Raw genomic sequence first — 22,203 nt, forward strand, 5'->3', positions numbered from 1 at the left:
TCATTTACGGGACAACTCTTAGGAGGGAAGGTGCCGGGCCTGAAGCTGTTCCGCACGGAAACGACGAATAGCGGCATGACCGAGGTCATGCCGCGTCTTGCTGAGGTCGAGGCAGATGTGCAGGGCCTCGTCGAGGCACACATGGAGACGCTGCTGGGCGTCCGATTCCTGGCGAGCGAGTACGGCACGGGGCCGGTCCACGGGGGCCGGATCGATTCGCTCGGGCTGGACGAGAACGGATCGCCGGTCATCATCGAGTACAAGCGCGGCACGGATGCCGGCGTCATCAACCAGGGTCTTTTCTACCTGGCGTGGCTGATGGACCACCGGGCCGAGTTCGAGCGCTTGGTCCGCGACCGGCTCGGCGTGACGGCCGCGTCCCAGGTCCTGTGGAGCGGCCCGCGCCTGATCTGCATCGCCGGTGACTACACGCGCTGCGACGTGCATGCCGTGCGAGAGCACCGGCGCTCGATCGACCTGGTCCGCTACCGACTCTTCGGCAGCGACCTGCTCGGCCTTGAGACCGTGGCGTCCGTGAGCGGCGGCATGCAGGTGGCCCACCGGACGCGCAGGCAGGCGGTTGCTCGGGCGGCAGCCGACGTCGTGGGCGCGTCGATGGTGGAGCTGGCGAGCGCGGTCGATGAGGCGTTGCTCGGGCTCGGGGACGGGGTGAACCGTGTGGAGCGCAAGCAGTACAGGGCGTATCAGCGGCTGCGGAACTTCGCCTGCCTCTGCCCGCCGCAGCGCAGCAAGCTGCTGGTCTACCTGAAGGTCGATCCGGCGGAGGTGGACCTCATTCCGGGTTTCACCCGGGACGTGTCGGATCTCGGTCACCACGGGACAGGTGATCTGGAGGTGCAGCTTCGTACGCCGAGGGACGTGGAGCGGGCGCAGGATCTGTTCCGGGCGAGCTACGCGGCGGCGTGATCGACTGCCGGTCTCTTGGCCATGGCTGCTTCGTGGCTGCTCTGTGGTCGTGAGGATGATGCCTTTCGACGTGCGGGTGGGACGTGGCGGTGGACTATCAATGATGCGCGGGATCGCCGGTTTGGCTAACCGGCGATCCCGGGCTATGTTCCCCCGCTCGTGCGTGCCGATGATCAGCGTGAACGGCCGGCAGCAGTGTTGGCCGCTGGCGCGGCGACGCACCGGCCTTCGAGACGGTCATGGCCCGCATCAGAGTCCCGCGCACCAGCCTGGGCAGGCCACGAACCAGACCCGACGTCGTCCTTGCGGACCGGGCCTACTCATCCCGCGCAATCCGCAGGCATCTTCGCCGCCGAGGCATCCAGGCCGTCATCCCGCAACCCTCTGACCAGGTAGGGCACCGCCTCCGGCGAGGCCGGTCCGGGGGTCGTCCGCCCAGCTTCGACACGGAGGCATACAAGCAACGCAACACCGTCGAACGGTGCATCAACCGTCTCAAGCAGTGGCGCGGCTTGGCCATGCGAACGGACAAGCTCGCCATCGCCTACGAGGGCGCACTCCACCTCGCAGCCATCCTGATCTGGACGCGACCACGGAAAGCCGAGGACGCCCGCTCGCCAGGAAATGTCTGAACTCAGGGCCTCGAGGTGGCACCGACTGCCTTCATCCTGCAGTCCGAGCACCTGCCGGACCTCTTCGCGACGAACAGATGCCGATAGACCGTCACCTGGCGCCGAGGGATGCCGCAGAGTGTCGTCCTTTCCGCCAGGGCGTGCTCCAGCGACGGGCCACCTGTCTCCCGGCATGCGGCGAAGCCCGTCGGGGCAAGCCCGAACGTGAATCTGAAGGATCGGAGACGGTGACCAAGCTGCGGCATGGCCACCACCCTCCCACGTGGCCCAATCACCGTGAAGTCAAAGAGACAGGCCCTAGCCGATGGGCAACAACGCTCGGCTCAGGTGCCCAGCCATGCGGTCCAGTCGGCGATGCCGGGTGCAGCGTCCGAGGCAAGCGGCCGACCGCGGGGGTCCTGGAGCCGTTGCCGCGCCATTGTGCGCGGACGGCGTTCGCCGACGAATCGGACTCGTCCCAGGAAGTGTCTTGCTCATCCTGGGTGCGGTGTTCAAGCCTGGGGCGTCAAGGGCGGTCCCTGCAGGTGCCGAGCACCCGAAGGGAACGACACCGAGGATGACGAGGTCTTCCTCGAACCCGAGGAGTACGCCCTTCTCAAGACGCACGTGCGTGTCGACGCTGTCGACATCGTCGATGCGCTGGCGAGTACCGGTCTCCGGTGGGGTGAAGTGACGGCACTGCAACCCCGGGACTTCACCTTCGCGTCGAAGCGGCCGACGCTCCGCGTGCAGCGTGCCTGGAAGCGGCGAGGAGAGGGAGGGACGTTCCTCGGTGCACCCAAGACGAAGAAGTCACGCCGGACCCTCGTGCTCACCGCGGAGCAGGTGCGGTTGTTCCAGAGGGCCTGCCTGGGGAAGAAGCCGACCGACCTGGTCTTCACCGCACCAGAGGGCGGAGCTTGGCACTCCGGCGTGTTCTACGCACACCGCTGGAAGCCTGCCCTGGACGCAGCTAATGCGGCCGGTCTCACCAAGCGCCCGCGTATCCACGACCTTCGCCACACCCACGCTTCCTGGCTCATCGCCGGCAAGGTACCGCTCCCCGTGATTCAGGCCCGCCTTGGCCACGAGTCGATCACGACGACCGTCGACCGGTACGGGCACTTGCTGGAGTCCTCGGACGAGGTCGTGGCAGCCGTGGAGTGGGCGATGAGTGCTGCGAATCCGCAGGGCCTCGCCAAGACGGCCTGAAGGTGCTCTAGACACGGTAGGAGGTGGGAACCCTCCGGGTGTCTGGCCGTTTTCTCGGTTACCCGACGGTCTGGGGCGTGGGATAGCACTGTGCTCGACTGGTCTGGGGTATCCGTCGGTTCCCAGCCGTTAAGAGCGGCTATCACAATGAAGCGGTAGGGGTGTGGGCCGCTGTAGGGCCTCATTTTCCGTGTCGGAATCTCATGGTCGATGTCGGGCGGATGTCGGATACGGCATCACCGTGAGACTTGACCTCCGAGGAGTTCGAGGAAGTCTGGGGGTCCTGCCCGTAGACAGATCGCATCCCGACCCAGCTGGCCTCTCGGCCCGCGGAGGCCTCTTGGCATCATCTCGACATGCCCCCGCCCCTTCCCCGCACCGTCCGAGCAGTCGACACCGCGCAGCTCCTGCACCTGGCCAAAGAGGCCGCCATGCACGGCTTCAGTCAGCGTCTCCCGGTCGACTGGCTCCAAGAACACCTCGCCGCAGAGGCGACGCACTACCTGTTCCCTACGCTCGTGCAGCGGCTCAGCCCTTCAGTGGGCCGTTCCGTACTCAGCCGCCGGCCTCAGGACGTGCCTGCCGGGCCGTGCGGCATGACTACGGCCATGCGTAGAGGGGGGGGGCTCCGCCGATTGTGGCCATGGCGCGGACGCGACGAGTCGGCGCTCGCCGAGATCGAGGCCGAGATCACCGCCTTCGGTGAGGCTCTGGACGTCCATGCCTTCCGCCCCGGCCAGCCCGGCGCCACCGATGAGATGCGGGCCGAGCTGGCGCGTGCCCTCGACGCATACGACCAGGCAAAGGGGGGCGTCGCCGGCGACCGGATGCGGGCTGACGCACTCGATGTCCTGCGCACGCTGGACGAGGGCAGGCACGCGCTGGCTTGTGTGGATGCCTTGATCGCCGGCCGACCGCTGCCGGAGCACATGCCGCTGTGTTTTTTCGACGGCCGGCACGGTCGGGCTGCCCGGCTGGTCAGTTGGGCGCCTCCCGGGGGTGCCGCCCGCAACATCGCCGTATGCGCAGCGGACGCGGTCCGCCTGACGGAGAACGCGAGCCCAAGTACTCCGAGACAGCCGGGCCCGGGCAGCGGAATCCGCACACAGCCACGCGGGGCCGAGCCTGGCCCGACGACGCCGACGTGTGTGCCCCAGCTACAGGTCAGCGGGCAGGGAGGCAGCGGCGAGCAGACCCATCAGCTGAAAATGCCGTCGTACCGCCCGGCCGTGATGGTCTTCTCGACCAAGGGGCAGGCAGGGGTTCACCTACGCTTCGAGGGCGGCAGGAAGGGGCGTTCCTCACGCCTGTACCGGCTGTCCGGTGACGGCGCCCCCATCACCGCCCGGATTCCGCTGCCGGAAGGGAACAAGGCAATCGCCTTCCGTGTATTTGCCGCCGGCGAACGGGAGGCGTGGACGGCGACTGCGGCCCCGCTGCGAGAAGTCCCGCGCTTCCGCAACGAGACCAACGGGACCGGATCGGATGTCGTGCACTACCGAGGGGAACCGGGCCCGGGCGTCCTGCACTACGCGGGGCCGAGCCTGATCCAGTTGGAGGCGCTGGACGACCGCCTCGCCTACTGGGTGACGGTGACCGAGGGCCGCGCCGGGGAGCATACGTTCCAGTGGCCGGGCCGCGGCTACTACCAGGTGCGCTCGGCCGGAGCATGGAGCCTGTCCACTACGTGACGAAGTGCGAACCGCTGAGGTTGAACCGGGACCAATCCGGTGCCCGAGCCATGCGGCAGACGCGAATAGAACCGCAATCCACTACCCGAACCGGTCGCTGCCCCGGCCAACTGTGACGCTCAGAGTGGCTTCCCAATGGGGAAGTCAAGCTGTGTCGACGGGCAGCATCCAGCTTCGTGATCAGTTGAACCGGACAAGTGTCGCTCGCCCCACGCTGAGGTACGCCACGACGTACGGGACTATCGCGGGCGCCTTGCCCCAATTCCCGGTGACCTTGCCGTTCAGGCAGGGGACGCTGCGGTGGGTTTCAGGATTCCGGGCGCTCGGCGGGCGGTGGCTGGACGCCGGGGACGAGAGCGCGGAGGGACTGCCAGCGGGGGGAACGGACCAGGGAGGTGGCATGGGCGGTGGTGGGGCGGTTTACGGTGGTCGAGCACGTTCGGCCAGTGAATGCGGCCGCTGAGTCGGCGACCTGGAGTTCCTTGGCTTCGACATGCAGGATTCCGTTGGCGTCGATGTCGAAGTTCACTTCGACCAGTGGCGTGCCCTTGGGGTGGCGTGGCAGATCGGTGAGTTCGAGGACGGCGAGTGATCTGTTGTCCGAGGCTCGCTCACGCTCCCCTTCGAGGATGTGCACGACCAGGGTCGTCTGGTTCTTAGCCTTGGTGACGAAGACCTCGCTGCGCTTGGTCGGGATGGTCGTGTTCCGCTCGATCACCTTCGTCATGATTCCAGCGGAGGTCTCCAGGCCGAGCGAGGCCGAGCAGACGTCGAGGAGGAATGTGTCCTTGTGGCCTCCGGTGAGGACGCCGCTCTGGAGGGCGGCTCCGGTGACGATCCCCTCTGGGATCAGGCCGCGGTAGGGCTGTCTGCCGTCTATGATCTTGCTCATCAGCTCGCCGATCGCGGGCATCCGGGTGGCGCCGCCGGTCAGGATCACCTGATTCAGGTCGGACTGCCGGATGCCGGCGTCCCGGAGTGCCCGTTCCACCGGTTTGCGGCAGCGCTCGAGAAGATCCTTCGTCATGGACTCGAACTCCCGGCGGGTCAGGGTCTCCTCGAGGTGCACCGGGGTGCCCTCAGAGGTGGTGAGGTAGGGCAGCGTGATGGTCGTGGTGCTCGCCGACGACAGTTCGATCTTCGCCATCTCGGCCGCCGCTTGAAGTCGCTGCATCGCTTCGACGCTTTCGCCGAGACCCACCCGGTACCGATCCCACACTCGGCGCAGGAGGTGCTGGACGATCCGCCGGTCCCAGTCGTCGCCGCCGAGGCGGTTGTCGCCCGAGGTCGCCTTCACCTCGACGACCCCGTCGCTCACCTCGATCAGTGAGACGTCCAGGGTGCCGCCGCCCAGGTCGAAGATGAGGACGGTCACCCAGTTGTCCGCGTCGTGGCCCAGTCCGTACGTCATCGCCGCAGCCGTCGGCTCGTTGATGACCCGCCAGGCGAGGATCCCCGCCCGGTCGGCGGCCTCCACCAGTGCCGCCCGCTGGTCCAGGTCGAAGTTGGCCGGGACGGTGAGCGTGGCGGCGTGCAGCGGCCGCCCGGCATACGCCTCCACGTCCTCCCGCAGCCGCCGCAGGATGTGTTCCGCCACGTCCTCCGCCGTCAGGCGGACCGTGCCCCGAGTGATGCTCCAGTCCGTGCCCAGCTTCAGCTTCGCCGAGCGGATCGTGTAGTCGGGGTTGGTGATCGCCTGGCGCTTGGCGGGCGTGCCCACCAGGATGTCGCCGGTCTCGGTGATGGCCACCAGGCTGGGTGTCGTCAGCGCGCCTTCGGCGTTGGGGATCAGACGGACGTCCTCGCCCTCGAACAGGGCGATCGCCGAGTTCGTCGTACCGAAATCGATGCCCCCCACCGGGCCGTGGCCGTAGCCGAAGTCAGCGATGGGCGGGCGGGATGCGGCCGGGCGGGGTGCGCGGGCTGTGGGGATCTCGCCCATGCCTCGCTCGTGCCACAACTGCCTTGCCCTACGGGCCACTTCGCGGTCCGCGTCGGCGATCAGGCCGAGGAGCGAGGCGCGGGCCGCCTCCCGGGTGGGTTCGCGGACGCTGCCGAGGAGTTGCTCGACCAGGTGGAGGGAGCCGATGCGCTTCCACGGCTGGGGATCCAGGGCTGCCGCTCGCATCTCGACCAGGCGGTCGACGTCCACGTGGCGGGGACTGCGAGCCAGGTAGATCGTGCCCTGGGCGCTGTCCACACTGAGGGTGGGGGTCTGGCTGACGATGCGGTTGCGTACCTGCTCGTGGACGTAGTCATAGAGCTCCTCAACGGAGACGAGTCCGTCGCCGTCGAGGTCGGCGGAGCCGTCGCGCAGGCCGCCCACCACCGCCGAGGTGAACACGGACGGCTGAGCCGGGGCACGGCTGTGGCGGAGCTCGCGCTCGCCCTCGTAGGCGTACTGGAGAGCCGTCGAGGCGGTCAAGACCACCCGGCCGTTGCCCGCGAAGGGCTCGGCCACATCCACCGTGGGCGTCCCGGCGTGCCGGCGCAGGGCGTTCATGGGGAACGCGCCGCTGTAGCAACAGTCCAAGAGGACCACGATGCGGCGGGAGCGGCTCGCACCCATCCAGTCGCCGAGGACCTCCGCGGGAACGGCTGTCGCGCGGAGGTAGTCGAGTTCGGTGTCCCGCATGATGAAGTGCAGGCGGCCCCTCGTGTCCTTCCAGCCGTGCAGGGACAGGTAGAGCAGGAGCAGATCGTCGCGGGCGGCCTTGGTGAAGAAGGATTCCAGGGCGCGCATCGCGGGACGCTGGGGCACGTCGATGAGCGTCTCGACCTCGAAGCCGCCGATGTCAGGGGCGCCGAGTACCTCCGCGAGGGCGGCGGCGTCCGCAGTAGCCGCCGGGAGCGTGGCGAAGTGGCCGTCGTCGTATGTGCTGTTGGCGATGATCAGGGCGCGGCTCGCCACGGCTGCTCAGTCCCCGTGACGGCGGAGGAACTCCTCCAGGGCACGCCGCTGCACCTCGTCGCTCACACCGGTCAGCTCGATCTCGTCCTCGCCGATCTTCAGCCGGACGCTGCCCGAGCGGCGCCGGTTCAGCCAGTCCTGGACAACGGCGGCGAGCACCGGGAGCAGGGCGCCGCTGCCGCCCAGGCCCAGGATGAGTGCGCCCAGCTGTACGGCTTCCGTGGAGCGGCTGCCCGGTGGTGGCGGGCCCTGCGTCACCCGGTCGATGCTGTCGAGGTCCAGCTCGCTCAACTCGGCAATCAGATGCTGCAGTTGCTCCTCGGCATAATCTTCGTCGCCGTCGCCTGTGTCGAGTACGAGCACGACCGGAATCGTCCTGGTCCCCATGACGCCACCCCCGTTCACCCACGCGTCGAGGGAACTCTAGCGACGCCGGGCCTGGTGGGGGACTGGTCCGGAAAGATCCGATGGTCAGAGTCGCGCAGGCGCAGGCTCTTCACCTTGCGATCCGGGCTCCTGCGGAGGCTAGGGGGCGATGGGGCCCTGCTTCCTGTCCGGGTGCGCCGACAGGACGTAGCCGGTGGCGGAGAGGTTGGACAGATCGAAGAGCTCCATCAGCCGCACGGCGTCGGCACTGCGGCATGCCTCGTCTGTAACCCCGACGACCCCGAGCTGGCCCCACGAGCGTCAGGCCGCCGCCAGATCGACAGCAACCACTGGCCACCGCTCCCATGTACGGGCCTTCTAATTCAGGTACTGGGCGGGAGTCGTTTCGCGGTGTGTTGGGGAGTCGATATGCGCGTCACTGCGTGAATAGTCGTGATGATTTGTGATGTCACTCGCCGTTGCTGCTTCAGCCGGGGCGCGTTGATGTGGGTGTGGAGCACGAAGGAGAACAGGTCGAAGCGGTGCTCGCCGAGTTGTCAGGTGCGTACTGGTTGGAGAGTTCGGCGCACGATTCGTCGGACAGTTGTCGGTGCGGTCGGCAATCCGCAGGATGGCCGACCATCGGCAGGCTTCGTTTTCTGCGGGCTGCGATGACCGGGTTCGCCGCCGGAACGGTCGTGGCGGCGGCGACGTCAGTCTGGTGGAAGTGAGAACCTGCTCGGGTTCCTCATCGCGTTCCGTTCACGCAGCCCGCGCGACACCGTGGGCTCCGCCACCCCGCAGAAACAGTAACCAGGCGAGTGCCGCCACGGTCCCGCGCGCGAGCAGCAGCCCCAGAGGCGGTAGCTGTTGCTGCCGCTCAATCAGATGCGACAGCAACAACTCAGACATTTCCGCCAGCCCCAGCCCACCCACTTGCATCCTGCGGGGCGGGCAAGCGTCAGGAGTCGAGGAGGTGTTAATCGGCAGTTCCTGGGGGTCAGCTGAGGGCGGTGCGGGCGCGCACCCTCAAACCCCCGGCTGACAGGTCGTCTAGCAGGGCCTGCAGCTGGAGGCCGCTTGTTTCTCCCGCACGGAGTGCTCCTGTGATGCGAGTCGCGATGATTTCAGGGTGCATGCTGGTGGAGAGAAGGTGCAGGGAGACCCTGCTCAGCAGGCCAGTGATGCATTTGCTGAGTTTGAGCTGAGGGTAAATGCAGCGCACTGAACCTTCCATGTTGGCCAACGACTTTCCGAGAACAGAGATTACCGGGGCAGTCTGAATTTTTCGCCGAGTGGAGAATCTGAGAACGCTGAGCAGGGCTACACCGTAGTTGAGTTCCTCAAGAGTGGCATCGGACCATCTCGGGATAATACGCGATACATCTCGAGCGAATCCACGCATCTGCGCCTTGGAGGTAGGGAATCCAAGGCTGATCCAGTTGGCGGCCGCTATTTCTCCATCGTTGGCTGCAAGCCCGAGAAAGATACCGAGAAAGGAATGCTGGGTGCTGCGGTCGATGGCACCCACCATGCCCCAGTCGATGATGTGTGCCATCCCATTTTGGTCCACCAGAATGTTGCCAGGGTGTGGGTCCGCATGGAATCTACCGCTGATCAAGTAGGAAGTCAGCATGAAGTCCATGAGTTCGTATGCGAGCTTTTTGCGCTGTTTGGAGGTGAGATCGTCAGGTCCGATCTTGTTGATCGCTACGCCCTCTGCCAGCGTCTGGACGAGGACGCGTGGTCTGGCGATCAGCGCTTTGGGAACGCTGATCCGCTTGTAGCCTCTGACTGCTTTACGGGCCTTCTTCATGTTCGACGCTTCGCGTGTGAAGTCCAGTTCGTCCCGCATGACATCGAAGAGGAGCTCCACCATCGCCCGCAGGTCCACCAGTTCGTTGAACCGGGGGATCAGCCGAGCGATGACCCCGACCACGCGACGCAGCGTCTTCATGTCTCGCTCAACGGCCTCACGGGCCTCCGGCCGCTGCACCTTGATCACGCACGGACTGCCGTCGCGGAGAGTGGCGCGGTAGACCTGGGCCAACGAGGCGGAGCCGAGCGGCTGCTGGGTGTCGATCGAGGCGAAGTGTGACCGCCAGTCCGCACCGAGTTCGTCGACGAGTACAGGTTCGAACTCTTCGAATGGTTGTGACTCGGTCGCGTCGTTGAGGCGCGCGAGCTCGTTACGTATCTCTTCCGAAACAAGGTCGGGGCGCGTAGCTAAAATCTGTCCCACCTTGATGTACAGCGGGCCCATGGATTCAAACATCTGTCGAAGCGTTACTGCACGAGGTTGCCGCTCCGGCGCTGAATGCTTCAGGCGTCGGCGTACGCTTCCGGCAACCTCCCTGCAGCCCGTGCGGACGACCGTACCGAGTGGTGCTTGGCCACGGGACGGCGTCATAATTGGCCTCCTGCGGCGAGGCCGCATCCGGCTACTTTGTCGAGTTTTGGTTGGCGTTCTGGAGAACCAGCTGCGTAAGCTGCTCCATCTGCAACTCGATGCGCCGCAGCCGCTTCTTGGAGTTATTCTTATCCTTCTTTCCTCCCGTGTTCCGGCGCAGGGCCTTGAGTGTGGTTTTGCTGGTGTCGTCCAGCACGTTCACGAGATCACTTCCGAGAGTCTTATTCCTGCCCATTTTCTTGAATCCTCCCTGATGTGCCGATGTGTTTCGGCGCGATTTCTGGGTGTTGGGAAAGTATTTCCCGATGGCCGACTTGCTATGTGTGAATTCTCGGGAATTGTATTGCCCGGCACCTGTCACCCGGTGAAGGGGTGTTTCTTGATGCGAAATGTTATTCGGGTCGGTTCGTCGGCTCCCTGTCGGCTCTCGAATAGGCGACCGGTGAACGGCATTAATCAAGTACGTGTGCGCGTCGAAGGAGAGCCGTCAGGAGGGGGTGCTTTGTCTGTTCGCGGCGGGAGGCGTCTCGACGGGGTGAGGCAGGCGACAGGGCTGAGGCCGTAGATCGTTCGGCCGAGGTGGAGCGGGGAGGCAGCGGTGTCGACGGGGGTTGCCGTACGCCTTGCCACCAACGCTGCCGCTTCTATGGGGCTTCTGGCTGACCGTCGACGACACCGAGCGGTGCGGATTCCGCGGCCGTTGGCAGAGGCCATCCGTCAGGCGCCGCACTGACATCAGACGGACTGGGCTGTACCGGAGCTGCAGAGGGGGTGGGGGAGGGGGCGGAGCAGCCAGGAGTCATTGCGTTGCCGGCTCCTGGGTTCGGCTGGCCAGCCTCCGTGGACGGGCCGTAGGGGGCGCGCGATGGCACAAGCGCGTCTGCAGCAGATTCTGCAGGCGAGGGCATGGTGTTGCGACGTGCCTTTGGTCTCGTTTCCTGCCGGCCCGCTCCCGGGTCCGCTTCATGGTGCGGACGGGCCGGTGTTGGCACCTCGTGCCGAGGAGGAACGGTAGTTGGGGCCCAACTCGGAGACGGCACCTCTACGGAGACGTCCGGCAGGCGCACACTGCAGCCCACCCCGAGTGCGCCCAGCGCACACAGTGCGAGTACCGCCAACAGGGTGCGCATGCGTACTCCTTTCGCCAGCGGCCAGGACCTGTCATGGCCGGGTTCAACTGCGAGCTACGGGGAGGACGGAGGTCTGGACCGAGATGATCTGACAGTGTCGAGAAACGTGTGCAGACCGTCAAAGAACGCCAACACACTCCGGACGACAGCGCCGATGAGGTGGGCGAAGCCGACTGGTTCAGTTGCAACGGCGAAAAGCACGATGATCAGGCAAAGCCAGAAGAAGAGTCCTCGGGGCCTGGACCACATGTATCGCCTCTTCCTGGGATGCGACCGGTGGCGGCCGTGGTCGACGCCATTTCGGATTCGTACGACGCGAGGGGCCGGCGATCTCCTGTGCCGTCGGACAGGACGGCGAAGTAGCTGCCTTTTCGAGCTGACCACGTTGATTGTGAACCGACAACCCCCTGTCTCACGGCGTTAGGTAGTCCGACAGGCAACAATCGCAAGCCGTGTGCGCCCTGTGCCGGGGCGCACCAGTGGCAACCACAGGTGCGCCCTGTGCCGGGGTGCACCAGTGGCAACCACAACCCTTGCCTGTCCCCTTGGTGCCCCTTGGCGCCCCTCGGTGGCCCTTGGCGCGGACCTCGGACGTTCCCTAACGTGAAGCTGCATAGTCGGATAAGCATGCGATCCGATCATCTTCAGTCTTGAGCGCTGTTGGCTCGGCTTGAGCACGGTCAGCCAGGACGGCAATTGATCCGCAGAATCACCTACTCGTGGTGCTGCGGCGCGGCGAGTGAAGTGAGCATGCCTCGTCTAAGTCGGTGGTGCGACGCCACGGCTCCCACTCATCTCCAGGCAACAGGCAGTCGGCAGAATCGTTCAGGCTGCCAGGAGGTATCACATTGACGGAAATGCCCACGTCTGTAGTGGCAGCGGCCCAGTCGGCACGGGCCGGAGAGTGCAACTTCCCCTTCCTGCGTGACGTAGTGGGCACGATGCACCGCCGTCCGAACCACGTCTGCAGGTACAACTTCGGCCGGTGGCCTGCTGACGGAAATCCGACCGCCGGTGCGGTGCCGAGGAGGTTCTTGCTGGCCACCTTGGGTTTGCCGGCCGTCGAGGCAGTGAACCGGGAGCAGCACGTCACGCGTGAGCTGAAGGACTACTGCGCCACCCGGCGCTTCCGCGCAGCTACGCCATGCCAGACCTACCTGGCAGAGCTGTCGGTGTCAGCACAGCTGCCCCGGTCCAGGTACAACTCCTGCCTGGTCCGGCAGTTGGTTGATGCCACCGCCGACATCTGCTCCTGGATTGACGGTGGCTTCTCCGCAGCCAAGGAACAGGTGGCGGGAGGTATCCGCGGCCTTGTGCGCATCCTTCAGCAGCCACCCGGCTGCGCGCTGCTCCAGGCAGTGGTCCTGATGGTGAAACGTCTCGCCGGTCCGGTCCGCAGCGCTGTCCGAGGCGAACTGGTCGAGCAGCGCGAGGCGTTGTTTCCCGGGACCCGATTACGGTAGCGGCCTTCGTCGGATCGGCCTGCAGCCGGGCCTTGTGCGCTGTCTGCTTCGCGATCGCCTCGGCCCGTCAGACCGCCTTTGGCCTCCGTCGATCGGGCTACCGCCTGCGCATCAGGGATCCCGTGCTGGTTCGTGCTGGCCACCGGGCACTACCCCTTCTCCGCCTTCGATCCGCTCACCGAGGCCGAGTTCCTGAGGGGTTCCAACCGTCGAGCGACACACCCGTGCATCCGTACATCGGTGCAACGCGTAGGAGTGCGTTCCCACAGGAGGTATCGGTTCATGAGCCAGTACAGGCCGAACTTCGATTCACTCGCGGAAGAAATGCAATCGCAGGCGCGGCGGCGGGTGTTTCCGGCACTGCGGTCCCAGGTGCACAGCCTTCCGCCCGAGCAACGTCGTTGGGCGACGTTTCATTTCGGCTGGAGCGATGCCGAGGGGAACCCGGTCGCCGGCGGGCTTGCCGGCAAAGGGCTGCGGCCCGCTCTCGTCTACGCCGCGGCACTGGCGGCCGGAGAAACATCCGACCGACTCGACCAGGTGGCCGCCGCCGTGGAGCTGGTGCACAACTTCTGCATCGTCCACGACGACGTGATCGACCAGGATCAGCAGCGGCGCGGCCGCCCCGCAGTGTGGACACAGTTCGGGGCGTCGGCAGCGCTGCTGTGCGGCGACTCTCTGCTGGCGCTGGCGCTGACGTGCCTCGACGATGGGGCCCTCGTCGGCCGCCTGTGCGGGGCGGTCCAGGATCTGATCCGGGGTGAGGCGCTGGACGTCGCGTACGAAACGCGACGCGACCTGAGCACTGAGGACTACCTGCTGATGGCCGAGCTCAAGACCGGAGCGCTGATGAGCGCGGCCTGCTCGCTGGGCGCCGCCGCGGCCGGCGGGTCCCCCGAACTCGTTGCCCGGATGGACCGCTTCGGGCGGTGCCTAGGGCTGGCCTTCCAAATCACCGATGATCTCCTCGGGATCTTCGGTGACCCGGCGATCGTGGGTAAACCGGTCGGCGCAGATCTGCGCCGACGCAAGTGGACCTATCCCGTCCTTGCTGCTTGGTCCTGCTCGGGTCCGGCCGCTGAATCGCTCCAGGACCTCTACCGCAGCACCGGGCCGCCGAGCGACGAGCAGGTGGCCGAGTGCGCCCGCGCCATCGAGCAGGCCGGTGCCGGCGACGTCAGCAGGACGGTTGCACTCGTTGCGCTTGCCGACGCGGAGGGACACCTCGAGGACTGTGGGCTTGACCCCCAACAGACCGCCCCCCTGCGGGCCATCGGCGCCACGATGGTGGATCGCGCATGGTGACCAACGAGACGCCCGGCGCCACCACCCGCGAGCGACGCCGTATGCCGGGTCTGCGCTCCGCCGCCCGCTGGCTGCGCCATGAGGCGGATCTGACCCGGCGCATGATCGCCGACAACCTGCTGGTCTCAGTCCTGCCGACCGTCCTGTTCGCGGTTGCCGCCGGGACCCGTTACGGCCTGCCCGCCGAGGTGCGACTGGTCGGCGTCAGCCAAGCGGTCGCGCTCGGGCTGCTGGCCGTCTACATCAACGACTGCTCGAACCAGGTGCACTCCGGCACAGAAGACGCGTACAACAAGCCATATCGCCCCATTCCAGCGGGTCTGGCCACCGCGCACGGCCTCGCACGCCGCTACTGGTTGATCACGACGGTCTACCTCCTGGCCGGTTGGGTCTTCGGCGTGTGGCAATGGACGCTGCTGTGGGCCGTCGCCGTGTTCCTGTATTACCGCTGGGGCTCACCTCGCCACTACATCTGGTACAAGCCGGCTTTCAACACCTCGGGCGCGCTCTTCCCTCCCGCCAGCGGATGGGCGCTCCTGGCCCCGATCGACTCCACCGCGTGGATGTGGCTTGCCTTCGTGGCGGTGTACTTTCCGCTCGCCTTGATCTACGAGGACGTACGCGACATGGAGGGCGACCGCGCCGTCGGACGCCGCACCTTGGCCCTGGTGGTAGGCCCGACCCTCGTGTGCCGCTGGTTCGCCACCCTCATGGTCCTGTTGCCCTTCGCGTTCTATTTCACCCTGGCCCGCGCGTCGGGCGCCGGCGACTGGAAGGGCATCGTCTGCGCGGCGGTGCTCGGAGCACTGTCCTGGACCTGTGCCGCGCGGGCACTGCTTCGGCACGGTCATTCCGCCGACCGGTTCACCTATCAGCTGTTCTACGTGACCTGGGGGCTCACCTTCGCAACCGCTCCGCTCCTGTTGGCGCGAGCCTGACGGCCCTTCGTCACAGCGGAGGACCCAAGTCGACGACACATCCCCCCAAGACACAAGGCCCGCCGTGCTGGCACGGCCGTCGACGCGCCCAGGACCAAGACCCTGTGGCCCGAGAGGATCACCATGACCACGCCCGCCGTACCCGTCAAACTAGAGCTGCTTCCCTCGCTCGAGATCGCGCGCACCATCGTCTGGCCCATGGTCAACGAGCAAGTCCGGGCGCTGCAACCGGACCTGGCCTGCGTGTGCCTTCACCACCTCGGCCTTACCGACGTCCGCACCGGGGCCGGCACGAGCAAGCTGGTGCGGGCCAGCCTCGTCATGGCGGCCGCGGCCGGCCTCGACGTCCCGCCGGAGCACATGGGGATCGAGGCCACCGCCGTTGAAATGCTGCACAACTCGACCCTCCTGCATGACGACATCATCGATGACGACCGCACGCGCCGGGGCAGGTCGTCCGCCTGGGCGGCATTCGGTGTGCCGCTGGCGGTCCTGGCGGGGGACGCTATGCAGGCCGCCGGTCTGCGGATGGTCCTGGATGGCGAGAACCGGCAGGCGCGATCGTTCGCCGACGCGATTGGCCTGGTGCTCGCCGGACAGGCAGGCGAGCTGACCCTCCTCATGGGCCCCACCGCGAACGTCGCGCAGTACGAGCTGGTCGCCGTGCAGAAAACGAGCGCCCTGCTGGAATGCTCCCTCACTGCGGCCGCGATCCGGGCTAAGTCGCCCGAGGCCACGCTGGAGGCGTTGCGCGGCGCCGGCCGCCACCTCGGCATCGCCTGGCAGGCGGCCAATGACGTCGAGGACATCTGGGGCGACCCCGCCGTCACCGGCAAGCCCGCGCGCGGTGATCTCGCGCGCCGCAACCTGACCCTGCCTGTCCTGACCGCCGCGGCCACCGACGGACCCGCGGCCGCCCAGCTGCGTCGCCTATGGGACCGCCCCGAGACCGCCTCGGCGCACTTGGAGGAGATGGCCGACCTCATCGAGCAGGCCGGCGGACGCCACGCGGCTCAGGACCGGTCCCGCCACCACCTCGGCCTGGCACTCGACCACCTGGACCGGGCCGAACTGACGGCCACCAGCACGGACGAACTGCGCGCCATGTTCCCCCTCATCGTCCATCGCACGACCTGAACCACGCTCTGCCCGATACACCCCCGGAAAGAAGACGCATAGGGAAGGAGCGGACGGCTATGACCATCCGCGAAGAAGCAGCCACCCCTGCAGCACGCACCGACTACGAGCGTCGGTCGCAGGCTGACTGGGACAACAAGACCCACGACCCGATCAACCTCCTCCTCGGCGAGGAGGACGGTCTCTACCACCACCACTTCGCCGTCGGCGGGTTCAACCCCGCCGTTCTCGACCTCCCCGAAACGTCCCGGGAGAAGGCGATCCTCGCCGAGATGCATCGCATGGAGACCGAGCAGGTCGAGCTCGTACTGCAGGGGCTGGCACCGCTCTCGCCCCAAGCGCGTGTGATGGACGGTGGGTCAGGGCGCGGAGGTACGTCGTACCTCATCAACCGGCAGTTCGGCTGTTCGACGGTCGGAGTCAACTTCTGCTCCCACCACATCGAATTCGCCGAACGTATCGGGCGCGAGCGCGGCTGGGACGAGAAGGTCTCCTTCCAGTACGGCAACATGACCGACACCGGCATGCCCACGGGGTCGTTCGACGCAGTCGTCACCAACGAGACCACGATGTACATCGACCTGGAGGAAGGATTCGCCGAGTTCGCCCGGCTCCTGCGCCCAGGAGGCCGCTACGTGTGCGTCACCTGGTGCGCGAACGACGCCGTGTCAGCCCGGAGCGAGGCCGTGGAATACATCGACCGCCACTACGTGTGCCACATCCACCGCCGCAGCACCTACTTCCGGGCATTGGCCGCCAACAACCTCATGCCTTCCAGCGTCCTGGACCTGACAGCCGAGGCAATCCCCTACTGGCAGTTGAGGTCGCAGTCCGGCCTCCAGACAGGAGTCGAGCAGGCGTTCCTCGACGGGCACGGGTCCGGCGAACTGAACTACTTGGTGATAGTCGCCGACGCCGTCGGCGACTAGGCCTGGACAACGGCAGCCGATCTCACACGCCGGGGCGCTCACGCCACATGACGCCGACATCGGCGCCGGACGGCCGGGGGTGTGGCCGACGGCATGCAGGGCGGGTTTCGCTGGGCTCCGAGAAAGGCTTCCGGGCCGGTGTTCTGAGCGATCACACAGGGGGGAGCGCTCGAACGGACGCAGGGCCGGTTCGCTGGGGGCGGGCCGCTGGTGCCACTGCCCCTGGGGAGGGCGTGCTGGGTGCGCGGGGCCATGGGTCGCGGGCCCGGCGCTGCGGGGCACCGGCGGCCGGAAGGGGCGATGGTCGCCCGTAATTTGATCTGCCAAGGCAGGAGTTCCCTGATGAGCACCGCAGCGTCTGACGGCGCGTCCGTTCCCACAACCGCTTCGCCCCTATCGCTGCCCACGTCGCCGGCCGAGGTGCGCGCCCTGCCGCCCGAGCGGCTGCCGGCAGTGAGCGAGAAGATCCGTTCCTTCCTGGTGGAGAAGGTGTGTGCCACGGGCGGGCATCTGGGGCCGAACCTGGGGATGGTGGAGCTGACGCTGGCGCTGCACCGGATCTTTGACTCTCCGCGAGACTCACTCGTCTTCGACATTGGACATCAGGCTTACGTCCACAAACTCCTGACGGGGCGGCAGGCGGCGTTCGCGGGGCTACGCCGGTCCGGGGGACTGTCCGGCTACCTGTGCCGCACCGAGTCCAAGCATGATCTGGTGGAGAACTCCCACGCGTCCACGGCCCTTTCCTATGCGGACGGGCTGGCCAAGGCCCGGCAACTGTCCGGCGAGGGCGATCGTGCGGTGGTGGCGGTCATCGGGGACGGGGCGCTCATGGGCGGTCTGGCGTGGGAGGCGCTGAACAACCTCGGCGCCGCGAAGGAGCGGCCCGTGATCGTGGTACTCAATGACAACGGCCGCTCCTACGCACCCACCACCGGGGCACTGGCCGCCCATCTGGACCTCCTCAAGCAGCGCGGTGGCGCGCCCGAATCACCGAACCTGTTCACCGAACTGGGGTTTGTCTACTTGGGGCCCGTCGATGGGCACAGCATCCCAGAGACCGAGAACGCGCTGCGGCAGGCCCGAGCCACACAACGGCCGGTGGTGGTGCACGTGCGCACCGTCAAAGGCAAGGGATACGAGCCAGCCGAGTCAGATGCGGCGGACTGTCTGCACGCGGTGGGCGTCCTCGAGCCCGCCACTGGGCAGCCCACAGGCGGCACCAGCTCCTCGGATCCGTCATGGACGACAGTGTTCGGCCGGGAACTGCTCACCGTGGCCCGCGAGCGCCCCGAAGTGGTCGCGCTCACCGCCTCGATGCTGCAGCCAACCGGCTTAGGCCCGATGGCCGCCGCGTTCCCGGAACGGGTCTTCGATGTGGGAATCGCCGAACAGCACGCGGTGACCTCCGCCGCAGGCCTGGCCATGGGCGGGCACCACCCGGTGGTGGCCGTCTACGCCACCTTCCTGAACCGGGCGTTCGACCAGGTCCTGATGGATGTAGCCCTGCACCGGCTGCCGGTCACCTTCGTCCTGGACCGCGCAGGGGTCACCGGCCCGGACGGACCTTCGCACCACGGCATGTGGGACCTGGCCGTGCTCTCCGCCGTGCCGGGCCTGGAGATCGCCGCACCCCGGGACGCGAACCAGCTGGGCGAGCTGCTGCGCGAGGCCATCGCATGGGAGGCGGGACCGACAGCGCTGCGCCTGCCCAAAGCCACAGCGGGCCAGGACATCGAGGCGGTGGAGCAGATGAGCGGCCTGGACATCCTGCGCCGCAGCGCCGCCCGCTACCCGGAGGTGCTGATCATCTCGGTGGGGCCACTGGCCGCCGCGGCACTCGAGGCCGCCGCCGAACTGGAGGAACTCGGCATCGGCAGCACCGTCGTGGACCCGCGCTGGGTGCTGCCGGTCCATGAGGCCCTGACCACACTGGCGGCCCGGCACCGGCTGGTGGTGACCGTCGAGGACGGCCTGCGCCACGGTGGCGTGGGCAGCGCCGTCATGCAGGCGTGCCAGGACGCCGCGGTGACCACCCGCGTCCTGTCCCTCGGCCTGCCGCCGGCCTTCCTTCCCCACGGCACCCGCGCCGCCCTCCTGGAGCGGTCAGGCCTGAGCCCGGAAGGCATCATCAACGCCGTCCTCATCGGCCGCTCCCAGGCCGGCCCGCGGTCCTGGCCCCGCAACACCGAAACCACCGTACGGAGGCCCCGATGACCGCCACCGACCTCGGCATGCCCGCCCCCAAACCCCAGCAGACTCCGGTGCGCCGCCGCACCCGTGCCATGAGCGTGGGAGCGATGCCCGTCGGCGGCGGCGCACCGGTCACCGTCCAGACCATGACCACCACCCCCACCACCGACATCGACGCAACCCTGCAGCAGATCGCCGAGGTCACCGCTGCCGGCTGCGACATCGTCCGCGTGGCTGTCCCCACCCACGAAGACGCCCTCGCCCTGCCCACCATCGTGGCCAAGTCGCCGATCCCGGTCATCGCGGACATCCACTTCCAGCCCCGCTACGTCTTCGCCGCCATCGATGCCGGCTGCGCCGCCGTCCGCGTCAACCCCGGCAACATCAAGAAATTCGATGACCGGGTCAAGGAGATCGCGCAGGCCGCGTCCGCGGCGGGGGTGCCGATCCGTATCGGGGTCAATGCCGGCTCCCTGGACCGGCGCCTGCTGGCCAAGCACGGTGCGGCCACTCCTGAGGCACTGGTCGAGTCCGCCCTGTGGGAGTGCTCCCTGTTCGAGGAACACGGATTCCACGACCTCAAGATCGCTGTCAAGCACCACGATCCGATGGTGATGGTCGCTGCCAACCGGCTGCTCGCCGCACGCTGCGACTACCCCCTTCACCTGGGCGTGACCGAGGCCGGCCCGGCCTTCCAGGGCTCCATCAAATCCGCCGTAGCGATGGGAATCCTGCTGTCCGAGGGGATCGGCGACACCATCCGCGTGTCCCTGTCCGCCCCGCCGGTGGAGCAGGTCAAGGCAGGCTGCCACATCCTCGCATCCCTCGGTCTGCGCCCCCGCAAGCTGGAAATCGTCTCCTGCCCCGGCTGCGGCCGGCTCCAGGTCGACATCCACAACCTGGCCGCCCGCGTCGAGGCTGCCTTCGACGGTTTCCCGTACCCGCTGCGGGTCGCGGTGATGGGGTGTGTGGTCAACGGCCCCGGCGAATCCCGCGAAGCCGATCTCGGCGTGTCCTGTGGCAACGGCAAAGGCCAGATCTTCCGCAAGGGGCAGGTCATCACCACCGTGCCCGAGTCCCGCATCGTCGACGCCCTCCTGGCGGAAGCCCTGAATCTCGTCGACCCGGCACAACAGAACCCACCCGCACAGCCTGCCGGTCCGCCGCAGCCGGCCGAGCCCGTACAGCCCGAACCCTCACCGAAAGGCGACTCATGAAAGCCATCTCCCCGACCGCCCGGCGCGTGAACCCGGGCGCCGTCCCGGCACCAACCCACGCCCTGCCGCACCACGTCCGCGTCACCGCCGAACCCACCCCCGCCACCCGCCGCCTGCCCGACGAAGTTCCCTGCACGCTCGATGCCCCGGGCACCGGCTCCAGGCGGCCGCACCCTCTGCCGGACGTGGCTGGCCGCCACACCGCGCGCGACGCCGGTGACACCGCCGCAGACCGCCGCGCCGCGGACGGACCGGCACTGACCCACGTCTCCACCCGCAGCCACGCCGACGTCATGAACCACGCCTCCTGCCCGCCCGCAGCCATCACCCCCCTGCAATGCATCACGGCCGTGGCCACGGAAGGTGCATCATGACCCGCCGCGTGCTGCTGGCCTCCCCGCGCGGCTGCTGCGCCGGTGTGGACCGCGCCATCGCCGCAGTCGAGGAGGCCCTGGAGCAGTACGGCCCGCCCGTCTACGTCCGGCGTGAGATCGTCCACAACAAGTACGTCGTACAGACCCTGCAGAACAAGGGCGCGATCTTCGTCGACGAGACGGACAAGGTCCCCGAGGGCAACATCGTCATCTTCTCCGCGCACGGCGTCGCCCCCACCGTCCACGAACAGGCAGCCCAGCGCGGGCTCGCCACCATCGACGCGACCTGCCCCCTGGTCACCAAGGTCCACAAAGAAGCCGTCCGCTACGCCCAGCAGGACTACGACATCCTCCTGATCGGCCACAAGGGCCACGAAGAGGTCATCGGCACCAGTGGCGAGGCCCCCCAGCACATCCAGCTCGTCGACGGCCCCGACGACGTGCACAACGTCCGAGTCCGCGACCCGGAAAAGGTCGTCTGGCTCTCCCAGACGACCCTCTCCGTCGACGAGACCATGGAGACCGTCCGTGCCCTCAAAGACCGCTACCCGCACCTCCTCTCACCCCCCAGCGACGACATCTGCTACGCCACGCAGAACCGCCAACAGGCCGTCAAACAGATAGGCGCCGAGGCCGACCTGGTCCTCGTCGTCGGCTCCCGCAACTCCTCCAACTGCCGGCGCCTGGTGGAGGTGGCCCTGGCGGCCGGCGCCCGCGACGCCCGCCTGACCGACTGCGCCGAGGACATCGACGACGCCTGGCTCAAGGACGTGACCACCATCGGCGTAACCTCCGGCGCCTCCGTCCCCGACATCCTCGTCCAAGACGTCCTGACATGGCTGGCCCAGCACGGCTGGGAAGACGTGGAGACGGTCACCGCCGCTACGGAGTCGATCGCGTTCTCCCCACCCAAGGAGCTCCGCCAAAACCTGCGCGCCAAGACGGAACACCCAGACGAATAAGCCAGCTCCCCGGCCACACCCTCGCCACCCACAGACGCACTCCATTCAGGCGTGCCCCGGACGGTCTCCTTGCGAACCCCCGTCCGCAGCACCCCTCGGTGGACCCAAGTTCGGCAGCCGCCGCCGCACCGCTGCCTACGTATCGGCCGCCCGCCTCACACCACAGCGCGACGAAAACCCTTTCCGAACCCCTACAGACACGAAGACTGCGTCCAACTCGGACAACTCTCCCTGGCCCTTGGAGACCCAGCGTCAGGATGTCCATTCCAAGGGGTCGGCCTCACTCAACTGCCCAGCCCGGGCCGACCACATTGCCCCGCCCGGACTACACCCGCTCCCTCCCTGGCGAACAGGGACGCTAGCCATGCATCGGCCGGACGGGCGCCCGCGCCCGGCCGGCCGGGAAGCGCATCCGCTGTGCGGGACC

16 protein-coding genes and 1 pseudogene are annotated in these 22,203 nt (G+C 67.4%); 13 read left to right on the forward strand and 4 right to left on the reverse strand.

Annotation, left to right across the window (positions count from 1 at the left end; translation table 11 throughout):
• The first annotated feature begins 30 nt into the window (after window positions 1–30).
• From ACFQ7F_RS30485 to ACFQ7F_RS30500, 4 genes and pseudogenes are all read left to right on the forward strand, one after another.
• Window positions 31–927, forward strand: coding sequence for a DUF5655 domain-containing protein (locus tag ACFQ7F_RS30485; RefSeq protein ID WP_383277143.1), 897 nt, complete (start codon window positions 31–33; stop codon window positions 925–927).
• 212 nt (window positions 928–1,139) lie between these two features.
• Window positions 1,140–1,559 (forward strand): annotated as a pseudogene (locus ACFQ7F_RS30490) (transposase); the annotation flags it as partial.
• A gap of 606 nt (window positions 1,560–2,165) precedes the next feature.
• Window positions 2,166–2,750 (forward strand): site-specific integrase, encoded by a 585-nt coding sequence (locus ACFQ7F_RS30495; protein WP_383277099.1) that lies wholly within the window; start codon window positions 2,166–2,168, stop codon window positions 2,748–2,750.
• A gap of 356 nt (window positions 2,751–3,106) precedes the next feature.
• Window positions 3,107–4,441 carry a hypothetical protein gene (locus ACFQ7F_RS30500; RefSeq protein ID WP_383277102.1) on the forward strand — a complete coding sequence of 445 codons (1,335 nt, stop codon included), beginning with the start codon at window positions 3,107–3,109 and terminating at the stop codon, window positions 4,439–4,441.
• A gap of 307 nt (window positions 4,442–4,748) precedes the next feature.
• On the opposite strand, the gene ACFQ7F_RS30505 is transcribed toward ACFQ7F_RS30500, so the two are convergent.
• The 4 genes from ACFQ7F_RS30505 to ACFQ7F_RS30520 all read right to left on the reverse strand — a co-directional run bounded on the left by ACFQ7F_RS30505 (window position 4,749) and on the right by ACFQ7F_RS30520 (window position 10,330).
• The gene (locus ACFQ7F_RS30505) at window positions 4,749–7,352 is read right to left on the reverse strand and encodes an Hsp70 family protein (protein WP_383277105.1); all 2,604 of its coding nucleotides are present in this window, start codon (window positions 7,350–7,352) and stop codon (window positions 4,749–4,751) included.
• A 6-nt stretch (window positions 7,353–7,358) separates the two neighbouring features.
• Window positions 7,359–7,739, reverse strand: a complete 381-nt coding sequence (locus ACFQ7F_RS30510; RefSeq protein WP_383277108.1) for a hypothetical protein — start codon at window positions 7,737–7,739, stop codon at window positions 7,359–7,361.
• A gap of 979 nt (window positions 7,740–8,718) precedes the next feature.
• On the reverse strand, window positions 8,719–9,993 hold the full coding sequence (locus ACFQ7F_RS30515; RefSeq protein WP_383277111.1) for an ABC1 kinase family protein: 1,275 nt from the start codon (window positions 9,991–9,993) through the stop codon (window positions 8,719–8,721).
• 166 nt (window positions 9,994–10,159) lie between these two features.
• On the reverse strand, window positions 10,160–10,330 hold the full coding sequence (locus tag ACFQ7F_RS30520; RefSeq protein WP_383277113.1) for a hypothetical protein: 171 nt from the start codon (window positions 10,328–10,330) through the stop codon (window positions 10,160–10,162).
• A gap of 1,962 nt (window positions 10,331–12,292) precedes the next feature.
• Here ACFQ7F_RS30520 and ACFQ7F_RS30525 point away from each other — a divergent pair.
• The 9 genes from ACFQ7F_RS30525 to ACFQ7F_RS30565 all read left to right on the forward strand — a co-directional run bounded on the left by ACFQ7F_RS30525 (window position 12,293) and on the right by ACFQ7F_RS30565 (window position 21,776).
• Window positions 12,293–12,721, forward strand: a complete 429-nt coding sequence (locus ACFQ7F_RS30525) for a terpene synthase family protein (RefSeq protein WP_383277116.1) — start codon at window positions 12,293–12,295, stop codon at window positions 12,719–12,721.
• 282 nt (window positions 12,722–13,003) lie between these two features.
• Entirely contained in the window at window positions 13,004–14,026 is a 1,023-nt protein-coding gene (locus ACFQ7F_RS30530) for a polyprenyl synthetase family protein (RefSeq protein WP_383277119.1), read from the forward strand.
• Complete coding sequence (locus ACFQ7F_RS30535; protein WP_383277122.1) at window positions 14,020–14,964, forward strand: UbiA family prenyltransferase; 945 nt, start codon at window positions 14,020–14,022, stop codon at window positions 14,962–14,964. Before ACFQ7F_RS30530 ends, ACFQ7F_RS30535 begins: the two co-directional genes overlap by 7 nt.
• 123 nt (window positions 14,965–15,087) lie before the next feature.
• Window positions 15,088–16,101 carry a polyprenyl synthetase family protein gene (locus ACFQ7F_RS30540; RefSeq protein WP_383277125.1) on the forward strand — a complete coding sequence of 338 codons (1,014 nt, stop codon included), beginning with the start codon at window positions 15,088–15,090 and terminating at the stop codon, window positions 16,099–16,101.
• A gap of 59 nt (window positions 16,102–16,160) precedes the next feature.
• Window positions 16,161–17,030: an SAM-dependent methyltransferase gene (locus ACFQ7F_RS30545; RefSeq protein ID WP_383277128.1), complete on the forward strand. Its 870-nt coding sequence runs from the start codon at window positions 16,161–16,163 to the stop codon at window positions 17,028–17,030.
• Between the two features lie 342 nt (window positions 17,031–17,372).
• Window positions 17,373–19,247: a 1-deoxy-D-xylulose-5-phosphate synthase gene (locus tag ACFQ7F_RS30550; protein ID WP_383277131.1), complete on the forward strand. Its 1,875-nt coding sequence runs from the start codon at window positions 17,373–17,375 to the stop codon at window positions 19,245–19,247.
• A complete protein-coding gene (gene ispG / locus ACFQ7F_RS30555) occupies window positions 19,244–20,440 on the forward strand; it encodes a flavodoxin-dependent (E)-4-hydroxy-3-methylbut-2-enyl-diphosphate synthase (RefSeq protein WP_383277134.1) in 1,197 nt (398 codons plus the stop codon). Before ACFQ7F_RS30550 ends, ispG begins: the two co-directional genes overlap by 4 nt.
• Window positions 20,437–20,814 (forward strand): hypothetical protein, encoded by a 378-nt coding sequence (locus tag ACFQ7F_RS30560; RefSeq protein ID WP_383277137.1) that lies wholly within the window; start codon window positions 20,437–20,439, stop codon window positions 20,812–20,814. The genes ispG and ACFQ7F_RS30560 overlap by 4 nt, the downstream gene beginning before the upstream one ends.
• Window positions 20,811–21,776, forward strand: a complete 966-nt coding sequence (locus ACFQ7F_RS30565; protein ID WP_383277140.1) for a 4-hydroxy-3-methylbut-2-enyl diphosphate reductase — start codon at window positions 20,811–20,813, stop codon at window positions 21,774–21,776. The genes ACFQ7F_RS30560 and ACFQ7F_RS30565 overlap by 4 nt, the downstream gene beginning before the upstream one ends.
• Window positions 21,777–22,203: the final 427 nt, after the last annotated feature.

Origin of the sequence: Streptomyces sp. NPDC056486, assembly GCF_042795295.1 — a bacterium.
In the GTDB taxonomy this organism is placed as follows: domain Bacteria; phylum Actinomycetota; class Actinomycetes; order Streptomycetales; family Streptomycetaceae; genus Streptomyces.